General features: G+C 49.4%; 11 protein-coding genes. 9 read left to right on the top strand and 2 right to left on the bottom strand.

Annotation, left to right across the window (positions count from 1 at the left end):
* Positions 1–9: 9 nt before the first annotated feature.
* The 9 genes from AM1_RS20950 (at position 10) to AM1_RS20910 (ending at position 9,449) form a co-directional block, all read left to right on the top strand.
* A complete protein-coding gene (locus tag AM1_RS20950) occupies positions 10–996 on the top strand; it encodes a cytochrome c oxidase subunit II (protein ID WP_012164898.1) in 987 nt (328 codons plus the stop codon).
* A gap of 67 nt (positions 997–1,063) precedes the next feature.
* Positions 1,064–2,728, top strand: coding sequence for a cytochrome c oxidase subunit I (gene ctaD / locus AM1_RS20945; protein ID WP_012164897.1), 1,665 nt, complete (start codon positions 1,064–1,066; stop codon positions 2,726–2,728).
* Positions 2,729–2,770: 42 nt separating this feature from the next.
* Positions 2,771–3,397 (top strand): cytochrome c oxidase subunit 3, encoded by a 627-nt coding sequence (locus AM1_RS20940; protein WP_012164896.1) that lies wholly within the window; start codon positions 2,771–2,773, stop codon positions 3,395–3,397.
* Between the two features lie 5 nt (positions 3,398–3,402).
* Positions 3,403–4,269 carry a carboxylating nicotinate-nucleotide diphosphorylase gene (gene nadC / locus AM1_RS20935; RefSeq protein ID WP_012164895.1) on the top strand — a complete coding sequence of 289 codons (867 nt, stop codon included), beginning with the start codon at positions 3,403–3,405 and terminating at the stop codon, positions 4,267–4,269.
* Positions 4,270–4,536: 267 nt separating this feature from the next.
* Entirely contained in the window at positions 4,537–5,526 is a 990-nt protein-coding gene (locus AM1_RS20930; RefSeq protein ID WP_012164894.1) for a LysR family transcriptional regulator, read from the top strand.
* A gap of 26 nt (positions 5,527–5,552) precedes the next feature.
* The gene (locus tag AM1_RS20925) at positions 5,553–7,043 is read left to right on the top strand and encodes a serine/threonine-protein kinase (RefSeq protein WP_012164893.1); all 1,491 of its coding nucleotides are present in this window, start codon (positions 5,553–5,555) and stop codon (positions 7,041–7,043) included.
* A 12-nt stretch (positions 7,044–7,055) separates the two neighbouring features.
* Positions 7,056–8,165, top strand: coding sequence for a phosphotransferase enzyme family protein (locus AM1_RS20920; RefSeq protein ID WP_012164892.1), 1,110 nt, complete (start codon positions 7,056–7,058; stop codon positions 8,163–8,165).
* Complete coding sequence (locus AM1_RS20915) at positions 8,162–8,686, top strand: DOMON-like domain-containing protein (protein ID WP_012164891.1); 525 nt, start codon at positions 8,162–8,164, stop codon at positions 8,684–8,686. The genes AM1_RS20920 and AM1_RS20915 overlap by 4 nt, the downstream gene beginning before the upstream one ends.
* A 196-nt stretch (positions 8,687–8,882) precedes the next feature.
* Positions 8,883–9,449: an FHA domain-containing protein gene (locus AM1_RS20910; RefSeq protein ID WP_012164890.1), complete on the top strand. Its 567-nt coding sequence runs from the start codon at positions 8,883–8,885 to the stop codon at positions 9,447–9,449.
* Positions 9,450–9,467: 18 nt separating this feature from the next.
* Here the strand turns inward: AM1_RS20910 and AM1_RS20905 are convergent, their stop codons facing one another.
* Positions 9,468–12,971, bottom strand: a complete 3,504-nt coding sequence (locus tag AM1_RS20905) for a WD40 domain-containing protein (protein WP_012164889.1) — start codon at positions 12,969–12,971, stop codon at positions 9,468–9,470.
* Entirely contained in the window at positions 12,952–14,349 is a 1,398-nt protein-coding gene (locus AM1_RS20900; protein WP_012164888.1) for an AAA-like domain-containing protein, read from the bottom strand. The genes AM1_RS20905 and AM1_RS20900 overlap by 20 nt, the downstream gene beginning before the upstream one ends.
* Between the last annotated feature and the right edge of the window lie 93 nt (positions 14,350–14,442).

Below are 14,442 nucleotides of genomic sequence, written 5' to 3'. Positions count from 1 at the left end.
AAAATCACTGTGAAAGTTCCAACGGCGATTCTCACCTTAATTATTGGGATTTTAATTACCCTTGCGAGTCTTTGGGTCAGTCAAAACAATGATTTATTACTGCCCATCGCTGCAGCTTCTGAAGCGGCAGAAATCGATCGATTATTCGCATCGATGATGGCCATTGCCACGGGCCTATTTCTAATTGTTCAAGGGGCGTTGCTATATTCCTTATTCGCGTTTCGCCGTAAGTCAGATGATCAGACGGATGCTGAACCTGTGCATGGCAATGTGCCTTTAGAAATTGTCTGGACTGCCATTCCAGCAATGCTAGTGCTGTGGTTGGGAATCTATAGTTTCGATGTCTATCAGAGTATTGATAGCGTCGGTACGATGGGATCTCATAATATGGCCCATCAGCATGGCGATATGGAACGGGTGGCCGATGCAGATGCCGCCACCATGGTCACCGATCAAGGTCAGATGCCTTCTGGCGCGCTTAGCCAAGCAGTGGCAACTGAAACCGTTGAACCATTGCAGGTCAATGTAGATGGTTTGCAATATGCTTGGCTATTTACGTATCCCGATACGGGCATCATCTCCGGCGAACTCCATCTACCCGCCAATCGCCCCGTAACCCTCAACATTTCGGCGAGGGATGTGATTCATGCGTTTTGGGTACCTGAATTTCGATTGAAGCAAGATGCAGTGCCAGGTCAAGTCACTCACTTGAATTTTCAGCCTACAAAAGAAGGGGTTTATCCCGTCATTTGTGCAGAGTTGTGTGGGGCGTATCACGGAGCAATGAAGACCCGCTCCATTGTCCACTCTGGGGCTGAATACCAAGCTTGGGTGGATAGTCAGCTCGTAGCAAATACGTCGAGGGAGACGGTCGCTCAATCTGTAACCAAGTCCCCTTTAGAACACCATGCTGCAGCGATGGGTATGCCTCATCACCTGCCTGACTCCCATCAGTCGGATTTAGCGCAGGCTGCCCACTCCCCTTCAGCGTCCTGACAGGGCTATTTATTTTGACAATTAAGACAACGATTTCTGTGATCACCCCGGGATAAAGGATTGATTTATGACGGAAGCGCAAGCACCCCATCTAGAAGAAGTAGAGGTGACGCCTTGGCGCGAATACTTCAGCTTCAGTACGGACCATAAGGTGATTGGCATTCAATATCTGGTCACAAGCTTTGTGTTCTATCTGATTGGTGGACTTCTGGCTGAACTGGTACGGACTGAGTTGGCAACTCCCGCTTCAGATTTTGTGCCACGAGAGACCTACAACGAACTGTTCACCATGCATGCCACAATCATGATCTTTTTGTGGATCATCCCCACCCTCACGGGCGGCTTTGGCAATTTTTTGGTGCCGTTGATGATTGGGGCTAGGGATATGGCCTTCCCGAAACTGAATGCGATCGCATTCTGGATCATCCCTCCCACTAGCATTCTCTTGTTGTGCAGCTTCTTTGTCGGCCCCGCCAGTGCAGGCTGGACCTCCTACCCGCCTTTGAGCTTAATGACCAACAAAGCAGGAGAAGCCATCTGGATTCTGGGGGTCATTCTGCTGGGAACCTCATCGATTATGGCGGGACTTAATTTCTTGGTCACCATTCTTAAAATGCGCATTCCCAGCATGACCTTGAATGATATGCCCCTGTTTTGCTGGGCTATGTTGGCGACTTCGGCCCTGCAGCTAGTGGCAACCCCTGTTTTAAGTGGTGCAATGGTCTTGTTGGGCTTCGACTTATTGGTAGGCACCAACTTCTTTAACCCAGCAGGGGGTGGCGACCCAATTGTCTACCAGCATATGTTCTGGTTTTATTCCCATCCGGCGGTTTACATTATGATTCTGCCAGCCTTTGGCTTAATCTCAGAGATTCTGCCGGTCCATGCTCGTAAGCCTATTTTTGGTTACCAGGCGATTGCCTATTCCAGTATTGCCATTAGCTTTTTGGGTTTAATTGTCTGGGCTCACCATATGTTTACCAGTGGCACTCCCGACTGGTTAAGGATGTTCTTTATGATTGCCACGATGGTGATCGCCGTGCCCACGGGGATTAAGGTGTTTAGCTGGGTAGCAACGGTTTGGGGTGGCAAGCTGAACTTGTGCAGTGCCATGCTGTTTGGGATGGCTTTTGTCTCCATGTTTGTGGTGGGTGGCCTCAGTGGGGTGATGGTGGCCTCAGTGCCTTTTGATATTCACGTGCACGATACCTATTTTGTTGTTGCTCACCTGCATTACGTCTTATTTGGCGGCAGCGTATTTGGCATCTATGCTGGTCTCTATCACTGGTTTCCTAAAATGACCGGACGGATGCTGAATGAATTCTGGGGCAAGGTGCATTTTGCCATGACCTTTGTCGGTTTCAATATTTGCTTTTTGCCCATGCATGTCTTGGGACTACAAGGGATGAATCGTCGAATTGCTGAATATGATCCGAAGTTTGCAGCGCTGAATGTCGTATGTACGATTGGGTCCTATATTTTGGCGACATCAACGATTCCCTTTGTGGTCAATGCGGTATGGAGCTGGTTGGCAGGCCCCAGAGCCAACAGTAATCCTTGGAAAGGACTGACTTTAGAGTGGACGGTTCCTTCTCCCCCACCTGTAGAGAACTTTGAGGAAGATCCCGTTTTAGCGATTGGTCCCTATGATTATGGGACACCCAAGGCCCTCGATTTTGTGGCGGCCACCCTAGCGCCTGCCCACGCCCTTGCAGCTGAAAGCTTAGAGTAGTTCCTTTCTTAAACCTGAACACGTTAGCAACATTGGAGACCTATGCAAGGTTCAACAGCCGATCAAAATCAAGCCGACATCGCCTATGCCGCAACGGTGGAAACCGCTGAGCACCATAGTGAGCATCCCGATTTGCGACTGTTCGGGTTTATTGTGTTCCTCGTCTCAGAAAGCATGTTATTCCTGGGACTCTTTGTGGCCTATTTTGCCTTTCGCGTGGTGACCCCTGAGTGGCCGCCCGAGGGCACCGAAGAGCTGGAATTGATGCTCCCTGGCATCAACACCATCATTCTGATTTCCAGTAGTTTTGTGATTCATAAGGCTGACACTGCCATTAAACAGAGTGGTGATGTTAAAGCCGCCCGCTTGTGGTTTGCGATCACCATTGCCATGGGCGCGACCTTCTTAGCAGGCCAGGTGTACGAGTACAACCATTTGGGTTTCGGCTTAACCACCAACCTGTTTGCCAGCACCTTCTATCTGTTGACCGGCTTCCATGGATTGCATGTGTTTGTGGGGCTACTGTTGATGTCGGCAGTGTTATGGCGCTCACGGGTGCCGGGGCATTATTCTGAAACCAGCCATTTTGGGATTGAAGCTACCGAAGTTTATTGGCACTTTGTGGATGTTATTTGGATTGTTTTATTCCTGATTTTGTATCTTCTCTAGAATCTGTGGCAACCTTACCTCCTTGGCTGATTCTGGACCCCCTTTTGCAGACCTGGCTAGCTGAAGATATTGGCCGAGGCGATCGCACCACCCAAGCCCTCTGGCCTGAAGGATCAGAAGCCCATTGGGGGCAAGCTGAACTTCGCTTAAAGCAGTCGGGGGTAGTTGCCGGTCTACCTTTGTTTCAGCGCGTATTTCATCTCCTAAGCTCCCAGGTAGCGATAAATCCTCTCGTTCCAGAGGGAAAGAACAGCCCCTCTGGAACCGTCGTTGCTCAGCTCCAAGGGCCAATGGGAGCTTTACTGATGGGAGAGCGTGTTGCCCTTAACCTGATCATGCCGTTAAGTGGCATCGCATCTCTCACTCGCACCTATGCCGAGAAAATTGCGGATCTGCCCACCCAGCTTGTTGATACCCGCAAAACGACCCCAGGTTTACGCATCTTAGAAAAATATGCCACCCAGGTCGGAGGGGCCGTCAATCATCGTATGGGCTTGGATGATGCGGTGATGATAAAGGACAACCATATTTTTGCTGCTGGGGGTATCGGTGAGGCTATTCGTCGCGTGCGTCAGCACATTCCGTTTCCCCTGGCCATTGAAGTGGAAACAGAGACCCTGGAGCAGGTTCAGCAGGCCGTAGACCATCAGGCCGATATCATTATGCTCGACAATATGGCGGTTGAGCAGATGCAATCTGCCGTCAAACTCATTCGATCTCAGTGTGCCAACACGGTCAAAATTGAAGCGTCGGGGAATATCAATTTGCAAACCATTAGGGCTGTTGCTGAAACAGGCGTGGACTATATCTCTACGAGCGCCACGATTACCCAAGCGAGTTGGTTGGATCTAAGCCTTAAGTTTAGGGACTAATTCCAGGCTTTTGCAGGGTTGAGTGACCCGTTAGGAAACAAAACTTAAAGATTGCGCTTCACCAACCCTAAATATCTAACATGAGTAGTCTTAGAAAGGTTTTCAGGGGTTTTAATCTTGCTATCCGGGCCAGAGGTTTGTTATCTGAACCCTGCTCGGTGGGTATGCAAGAATCAACAAACAGTGCGACCCGCTACGTTTTGCGGTTAACTTAGAATATCTTGATTACTGGACGATTTTTATTGTCTTACATGCAGGTCATCCCCCATGTCTGACCTTCCGTTTACGCTGGATCAACTCCGCATTCTCAAAGCGATTGCTGCGGAGGGGAGTTTTAAGCGTGCCGCTGATAGCCTATATGTTTCTCAACCTGCCGTTAGCCTTCAAGTCCAAAACTTAGAGCGCCAGCTAGCTGTCCCTCTTTTTGATCGAGGGGGACGACGAGCCCAGTTGACTGAAGCAGGTCATCTCTTGTTGGACTATGGCGATAAAATTTTAGCGCTCTGCCAGGAAACCTGCCGGGCCATCGAAGATTTGCAGAACCTGCAGGGGGGCACCCTCGTGATTGGAGCGAGTCAGACGACGGGAACCTACCTAATGCCCCGTCTTATCGGATTATTCCGCCAAGCTTATCCAGATGTAGCCGTTCAGCTCCATGTTCATTCCACTCGCCGCACTTGCTGGAGTATTGTCAACGGGCAAGTCGATTTAGCGATTATTGGCGGCGAAGTTCCGTTGGAGCTGCAAGAATCTTTGACGATGACGGCCTATGCTGAAGATGAGCTGGCCTTGATTTTGCCAGAGTCCCATCCTCTTGCTGAGTCTGCAGTGATTCAACGAGAAGATCTGTACAAGCTTAGCTTTATCACCCTAGATGCCCAGTCCACGATTCGTAAGGTGATTGATCAAATTCTGACCCGGGGCAATATTGATCCTCGTTTGTTAAAAATTGAAATGGAACTGAATTCCATTGAAGCCATTAAGAATGCCGTCCAGTCAGGGCTAGGCGCTGCTTTTGTCTCTACCTCTGCCATTGAAAAAGAACTGGAGCTGGGTAGTCTAAAGCGGGTAAAAATTGAGAACGTTGCTATAAAGAGGATATTATCTCTGATTATCAATCCCAATCGATATCGGTCCAAAGCGGCGGAGATTTTTATCTCAGAGATTTTGCCCAAGTTTAGTACCTTATCCTCAGATCTAAAAAGGATTGCCAACTCATCTGACGATGCTGAACTCGTTACCTCTGCCACTAACTAGTTTTTGCGAGTAGCTGCAACTCTTCAATGGAGATTTACTGTACCCGCCCAAATTGTCAGCGTCCGAATAACTATTTCGCTGACCTGGATGATCCCCAAACCCTCAAAACCGTACAGCAAAAGTTTTGCTTAAGCTGTGGTATGCCGTTGATCCTGATCGGCCGGTATTTACCATCGCGACTGCTGGCCAAAGGCGGATTTGGCGCTGCGTATCTAGCTTGCGATCGCTACACGCCGGGCTTACGAGAATGTGTGGTGAAGCAGTTTCAACCCACAGGATTAGGGCCAAGCCAGATGCAAATGGCCCAAAGTTTATTTCAGCGGGAAGCCGAAGTTTTAGAAAAGTTGGGTCGTCATCCGCAAATTCCAGATCTATTTGCCTTCTTTGAATTACCGGTCTCTGGTCGAGGCTCACAACCTGCTGAAGATTTTTTCTATCTAGTCCAAGAATTTATCAACGGCAAAACATTGGAGGAAGAGTTAGAGGACAAAACTCAGTTCCAGGAAAAAGAAATCCTCGAACTGCTGCAAGAGCTTTTACCTGTGCTGCAGTTTGTCCATGAGAATGGCTCAATTCATCGGGATATCAAGCCGTCGAATATCATGCGCCATACCCACACCAATATGACCCAAACGGGCAATGGCTTGCTGTATCTCCTGGATTTCGGGGCCGTGAAGCAAGTGGCGAATGTGGCCGCGCCGACTCCTAGTAAGGCCACCAGCATCTACACCCCCTTTTATGCGCCACCAGAGCAAACCCACGGGAATCAGGTGTTCCCTTCCTCTGATTTATATGCCTTGGCCGTCACCTGTATTGTCTTGCTAACGGGGAAAGCCCCCAACGACTTATTCGATACGTCTCACAATCAGTGGAAATGGCGACCCTATGTTCAGATCAGCGATCGTCTAGCGCTGATTTTGGATCAAATCTTAGAAACGTCACCCCAAAAACGCTTTCAGTCTGCCGCTGAAGTTCTGGCTGCTTTGGGTCAGCCCCACTCTAATCTAGGCCAACCCCTCAACTATAGTCAGCCTGTCCCCCAATCTCCGCCAGCTCCGGCCCCACCAGCTCCTGCACCTGCCCCCTCAGCACCTGCCCCGCAAAAGCCGCCCCCGCAGGCCGCCAATCCTGCCGCTCCGGCCCCTGTTCGCGTCAAATCGCCACCGCCGTCCTTTTCCATTGTTCGAATGTTAGGAGGAGCAGCTTTTACGGGGTTTGAAGGCGGCTTGTTGGCGGTAGCGCTGACGAGTTTTTTGGGCACGACTCTGATCAGCGGTGGCTTTTGGTTAGGTCTAGTGGCGGTTTTGGTCTACTGTCAATTGCAGCAATGGATTGAACGGGTTGATCTGGTGATCATTGCCGGACTGACCTTGGTGATTATCTTCTTTGTGCCGGCGCTGCAGGGGGGTAATCCGATTCAATCTATTCTGTTGCTGGGGGTGGTGTCTGGTTTAGTGTTGATGACCCTGAGCCTCGTGTTTCGACTGATTTATGGTGTTTTATCTCAGTTCCTTTGATTGTTTAGCCCCATGAGTGATCCTCTCCCCCCTGGTTCGTCCCCTTGGCTCGTCGCCGAACAATTCAAATCTGCCGGGACCATTGTTGATGTCCAAGAATTTGGTCAAGGCAATATCAACAGTACGTTTCTGGTCACCTTAGATACGGTAACGGACCAACGGTTCATTCTGCAGCGCATTAATACCCAGGTATTTCAGCAACCTCAATTGGTGATGCGGAATATTCGCACCTATTCGGAGCATGTCTGCCAGCGATTGCAAACCGATGGATGCCAACGCCGTTGGGAAGTGCCCCAAGTCCTGCTGACCTCCGACCGTCAAGATCATTGGGTCAGTCCGAATGGGGACTTTTGGCGGGCCATGAGCTTTGTGGAAACGGCCCACGCCCTTCAGGAAATCACGACTCCTGATCAGGCGGAAGAGGTGGGCTATGCCTTGGGGATGTTTCACCATCTAATTAGCGATCTACCAGCGGAGCAGCTGGCGGATACCCTAGAGGGATTTCATATTACCCCTCAATATTTACAGCAGTTTGAGCAGGTGCAGGATACCCGGGTTGAGTTGACGCCTGAAGTGGAGTATTGCCTGCAATTTGTGTGCGATCGCAAACAAGATACCAATATCCTTGAAACGGCGAAAGCGGAGGGCAAACTTCGTCTTCGCCTGATGCATGGCGATCCTAAGATTAACAACATCTTGATGGATACAGATACTCAGCAAGCAGTGAGTGTCATCGATCTTGATACGGTCAAGCCTGGACTCATTCACTACGATATTGGCGACTGTCTACGGTCAGGCTGTAACCCCTTGGGGGAAGAAACGGAACAGTGGGAAATGGTTCACTTTGACCTCAAAATGTGCCAGCGGATTTTACAAGGGTATTTGGCGGTGGCCCAGTCCTTCCTCACAGAAGATGATTATGACTACCTCTATGATGCGATTCGTCTGATTGCCTTTGAACTGGGGCTACGCTTTTTTACGGACTACCTGGCGGGCAATGTCTATTTCAAAGTCAACCATCCAGACCATAATCTCAACCGAGCTTTAGTCCAGTTCAAGCTGACAGAGAGTATCGAAACCCAATCCGAAGCGATTCAAGCCCTGATCCAATCTTTGCGATGACTGCCTTTTCCCTGCAGCCCTTTGGCGACCCCCACCCCGATATCACGATTACCGGTACCTTAGAGCGAGAGGGGAATCAACTTGCGATCGCATACACAGTCTCTGGCCATTTAGATCAGGTGATGATTCCCTCGCCGTCATTACCGACTCGCCAATTTGATTTGTGGGAGGCGACCTGTCTGGAATTTTTTCTAGGGCAGCCTCACCAACCTCATTATTGGGAGTTTAATCTCTCCCCTGCGGGACATTGGAATGTCTTTCACCTGGAGGCTTACCGCCAAGGCTTACAGGAGGTTGAGGGGATCACAGAACTGCCGTTCCATGTCCATCACCAGCAGACCGCCCTCACATTATCTTTAACCTTTGATCTCAACCAGATAATGGTGGCTTCTCCGACCTTAGGCGTGGGGATTTGTGCCGTGATTCAATCGCATGAGCAGTCCCTGACTTACTGGGCGTTATGTCATCCAGGATCTGAGGCTGATTTCCATCGACGGGATAGTTTTATACTCGGGCTCTAAACTGGTGTAGAACGCAGGTGGTGACGATTTCGCCCTGCGTAGAGTATTGATATCTACAGAGGATTTTCTCCTTTTAGGTAGTAAGGACCCAAACTTACGAGTTTTTACGGTGGCACCAGACTGCATTGCGCTTTTACCTTAAGACTAAAGCCAATAATGGCCGTCCATTCGCCGTTCTTCTTCTAAAACAGACATTATGAATGTACAAGCTCCAGCACTGCCGACAGTGGTTACCCAAGATTGTCATGTGTTGATGATTGAAGAAGAAGAGGGGATTCGCTGTGTATTGTTAGAGTCCCCCACCTATTCTCTAGGGCGAGATAAAAAAAATTCCATTGTGTTGCCTGCGTCCAAAGCAGTATCCCGTTTTCATGCCATGCTATTGCGTATCCCCGGGACTAATAGTTCTGGTTATAGCTACCGAATTGTCGATGGAGATGCAACGGGTAAGCTGAGCACCAATGGTGTCGTCGTTAATGGTGAACGGACGACCTCTCATACTTTGATCGAGGGGGATGCTGTCATGCTAGGGAATGTTAAAGCGTCCTATCGTTTGCTAACCTTGTCTTCATCGGGGCTAAACCAGGTGAGTGTCGAAGGCATCGATATTCGCAGTACCCTTCCCCATACTTTCAATCCTCACGCCACTCTGACCAAGGAACATGTTGCTCAATCTGGCATGAATAATACGATGCCCCCAGCTGAAGAAGATTTACCCCCCACCATGTTTTTCAAGAAAGCGCCTAAGAAAACCGCACCATAATAGCCTATGGCTTAGAGGCTATGGCTCTTGGCAGACAGATAACTGTTCCTGAGGATGACGGTCTAAATAGTCAGCTAGCCAATCGCAACCTCGCTGAAGTAAAGCATCTAAATGGGCTTGAGGGGTCTCAGACAGCTGCCAAGTCTGAATGGATCCGTCATTGGCAACGGACGTTAATTGCTGGCCCTGGAGGTCAAAGCTAAGATCTTGGATGACTGTAGCGTGACCATCAAATTCCATTTGGAGGTTGCCTTGTAAGTCCCAGAGTTGGATATTGCCATCCGTTGAGCCAGTGGCGATGCGTTGGCCATTGGGACTAAACCGTAAGCGATACACGGAACTGGGGTAATTGCGAAAAGCAGAAATCTGTTGACCCTGACGCGTCCACAGACGAATTTGGCCATCTTCTGATGCAGTCGCGAGGGTCTGGCCATCAGGACTAAAGCGACCGTCATACACCGCCCCTTGGTGATCCGGCAGTTGAGCTATCAAATTCCCGGTTAGGGTCCATAAGCGAGCCGTACCATCCTCAGATGTGGTCATGAGAAGCTGCCCGTCGGGACTAAAGCGAACGGTATAAACCGCCCCAGTATGGCCTTTTAGTAAGGCTTGCTGCTCTCCCTTGTAATTCCATAGTTTGACGGTTTCATCCCTGGAGGCGGTTGCAATCAGATTCTTCTGAGGGTTGAGTTGGATATTGTAGATGGTATCTTTGTGGGCTGGGAAGGTTTGGAGGCTCTGGTCTTTTTTGTAGAGGTGAACGGTACCTTGCTTGGTGGCTGCGACCAGGAGCTGTTGGTGTGCCTGGAAGCTTAGACTCGTAACGGCCTTGACTTGACTGTTTAGGCGTTTGAAGGTGGATTGAGTAGGGTTCCCGATGGACAAAGAACCTTTTTCCCAAGCGGTGATCAGATCCGGGCTGTCTATACTGAAACTCAAACTGGAGATTCTACCCTGAAGTTGCCGCTGTTGTTGGGCCAGCCAAGCAGACCGAACCTGCCAGATATGAGCACTATCTTCGTCATTGGAGGTGGTCGCGAGAAGGTTCCCTTGGGGACTAAACTGAGCGCTATAGACCGCGCCTTGGTGCCCCCTTAAAACCTGTAACGCCTGCCCCGATTGATCCCATAATCGAATGGTTTTATCACCGGAGGCAGAGGCTAGCCACTGCCCCGTTGCACTAAAGCTGACGTCATAGACCGCTCCCTGGTGGCCTCTAAAGATTTTTATAGGGTTGCCTTGGATGCTCCACAATCGTACCGTTTGATCTGCCCCCGCCGTGACAAGTTGCTGACCATCGGGGCTAAAGCTGACATCATAGATTGCACCTTGATGCCCTTTTAGCACCAAGAGCTGCTTACCCGTAGGGGTCCAGATACGAAGGGTCCCATCTCGAGAGGTGGTAGCAATCTTCTGGCTGTCGGGACTAATACTAATGGCATAGATCGAGTCTTGGTGCTGTTGAAATCGCACCCGTTGATTCCCTTGGCGATCGAAGACAATAGCGGTGCCATCCTTCGAGGCTGAGGCGATATAATTACCGTCTCCGCTCCAGCTCAAGTCATAGATATCGCCTTGATGTCCCTGCAAGATCCGTACCGTTTGCCCCGACCGAGTCCACAGACGAATGGTTCGATCCTGAGAGGCGGTGGCAAGGCGCTGGCCATCAGGACTAAAGGCAATATTGTAGACATCACCTTGGTGCCCCGTGAGAATTGTTTGGGTTTGGCCCTGTAGGTTCCATAGTCGGGCCGTACCATCCCGGGAGGCGGTGGCCATTGACTGGCCATCGGGACTAAAGCTGATGCTATTGACCGTAGCAGCATGACCTTCTAACCGATTCCGCTCCCAAATATGCTGCAAAATCTCCTGTAAGGCGATGAGGGGCGTGGTGGTGGGATAGTTCTGTAAAGACTGATGTTGACTCACCAGAGGCCGGAGATTTTGCCCTGCTTCCAGGGCTGTGAGCAGGGCCGAAACCTGGTCAAAGTCAAATTGCTGGAGTGCACTTTTACCAGCCCATTCAATGGACTGGGTTTGGGCGATTTGCTGCTGCTGCAAGGCATGGTTGACCCAAATAGACGTCGAAATGGCTCCGATTAAGGACAAAGTCAGAATGCCAGTCCCTAGTCTTAGTTTCCGTTTGGCATCCGCATAGGCAGCAGCTAGAGTCTGTTTGGCTTGTTTTTCGGCATCAAGTTGGGTACTCAGACGCTCTAGGTCTCTCGCTTTCCGCTCATTATCAATGGCGATTTGCTTATCTAGCGCCTGACTCGCTGCTAGGAATTGGTAATCCTGGTTGCTGAGCTGCTGCTCTTGGGACCAGTCCAAGGCATCTTGTAAGGCCTGACCCCGTAGAAGGCGTGAGGTATCTTGGCGGTCTGATCGTTCCCAGGCCTGCATCATTTCAGCATAAGGGCGAAGGGCGGCCAGTTCCTGTTCTATCCAGGCGGGGGTAAAGATATGACGATAGATGCGATTATAGACGGTGAGTTGCCCCTGACGATTGACCACTAACCCTGATAGCTGGAGTTCACTGTGGGCTGTACTGCCATCAGCAATTACGGAGTCTTGGTCTAGGATCTGACGATACAGCCCTAGGAGCTGTCCCGTGCGGGCCGGATGATGCTGGAGTCGATCTCGAATCGTGCGTAAATGGACGGGCTCGTCTTGGGTAGACCAATGATCGATGATGTGCGATCGCACCAATGCTGCAATGCTAGCTTCTTCTTGCCCCGCAGGGATATTAGTCTGCTGCTGGATCACCAATTGACATAGCTTTTGCGATAAAAAAGGTTGTCCTCCTGTCCAGGCCACTATGGCTTGTAAGGCCGCTTCGGTATTGGACACATAAGGCTGCAATCCTCCCTGGAGCGGTCTCGCTTCTTCAGGGGTGAAGCCAGCCAGTTCAATGGCATGGCCAATATTAAACAGGGTCTGGGTTTTATCCTGAATCAGATCGGAAGGGGTCGCAACCCCAAATAGGGCAAAGGTTAATCGGTTATAACTGGCATTCTCTGCCCGTTGATTGTAAAACCAGCGGATTAAGGCAAAAAAATCATCGACGGAAAACGGAAGACTGAGAATTTTATCGATTTCGTCAATAAAGATAAAAATTTTACGATCAGGAACATGCTGATATAACACTTCATCGATAAAGTGCTTCAGTTGCTGTACAGGGGATAAATAATCTTGGGCTTGTAGCCATTGCTTAAGGTTAAGCTGGTCCGTCAGAGCTAATCCCTGCCAGAGTTGAACCATCAGACTGGCATACCACTGTTGTTCCTGCACTTGGCTGCCTGGCAAGGTCATATCCATAGAGACACAGGAGTGATGCTGATCTGCTAGATGATGCATCGCCCGGACTTTCAGGCTTGACTTTCCCATTTGGCGACTGTTGAAGACATAGCAGAAATCTCCCTGATTGAGGGCTGCTAACAGGTCATGATCGGCTTGGCGGGTGACGTAAGAAGGGTGGTCGTAGCCTAAACTACCGCCCACTTTATAGGCTGTCGAATTCATGATTATTCAACGGCATATTGGCAAAGTACTGACGATAGAGGTCACAACTGGGCTGGACATAATCTCCCGAGAGACTGACTAACCCCATACTCTCAAGTTGATAGGCCTGAATCGGTTCCAACCGGACTTGAGGAGATTCGGTCACTACTCGATACATGGCGGTGGCCAACTGAGGTTGTCCCTGTAAGGTATTCCACAGTCCCCGTAGATGGGTGCTGTAAATACTACTTTGGGTAGGCGCTTGTTGTAACAGGTGATCAAGCTGAAGCTGCTGGCGGCGTAGGGCATCAAAGGTGAGATGGACTAGGTATGGGTGACCACCGATTAGGGCCTTCAAGGCTTGAAAGATGTCAGGAGACTGAACGTCTAATTTGCTATCCAAATGATACAGACGGGCTAAATCCTGCATTTGTTCAGGGGTAAAACCCAGGAGTTTAATAGGCCACCCCACATTAAAGGGGGATTGATGCGCATCTAGCTCAATGTAAATTTCAGTGGAATGAGCAATCACCAAGCGAATTTTCTGCCAGATGGTCTGAGTATTTGCCTCTTCATTCCAAGAACGCAACATGGGTAAAAAGTCTTGGGCAATATGAGGATACTCAAACAGTCGATCGACGTTATCTAAGGCTAAGACTAAGGCAAGATCAACGTTGGGTAACAAATAGGTTTGAAAGTACGTTTTGCAGCTCATTAAGCTGCCATATATGTCTTCAGCCCAATACTGATCAAGTTTGGGGGGCAATCCTAATTCACGACAAATATTGGCACAAAACCATTGTAGGAATTTATCTAAAGTCGTAAAAATAGACGTCTCAGCTTCGCGAAAATTCAGATAAATGGGCTGATATTCTAAAGTCTGGGCCTGGAATAAAAGCTGGCGCAGCAACGAAGTTTTACCCATTTGGGCAGGGGCCTTAATCCGAACTAGGGCTCCAGATTGCTGAATGGCTTGAGTACAGTCAGCTTCCGTGGGAGGTCTATCAATATAAAACGGAGAGTTTGCGGATAAGGGGGTTCGATAATTCAAGATGGGTAAATCTTGAGGCAAGACCGCTGCTCGCATTTGCAGCCATTTGGGATACTGTATATCCTGTAACCAGTCCCGCAAAATATTGAATTTTCCCGGCCCTTTACTCAGTAAATCGAGTTCAGCACAGCCATGATCTGTGTGACTAGCAAAAGCAGAATAAACCGTCGTCATTTGCTTTTTATAGGATTCATGACTGGCTGCTTGCGCCAGGGGCCAAACCTCTTTATCAGGTTTGCGCCAATGCTCATAAGCGAAACGAGTCAGAAAAATACTTTTGACTTTGCCCGTTAAGTTTACTTCTTGAGCAATATGCTTCAAAAAATCATCCCATTGGTGAGGTTTCATCTAATTTAATGACCCACTCAAGTCACAGTAGAGAATCCTTTGGGAAGGGTTTTCATCTCTGGTTTTTATCAATTGCTTGGAAGGTCTTGAATT

It is taken from the genome of Acaryochloris marina MBIC11017 (genome assembly GCF_000018105.1).
In the GTDB taxonomy this organism is placed as follows: Bacteria; Cyanobacteriota; Cyanobacteriia; order Thermosynechococcales; family Thermosynechococcaceae; genus Acaryochloris; species Acaryochloris marina.
This window is presented reverse-complemented; position numbering and strand designations above follow the sequence as displayed.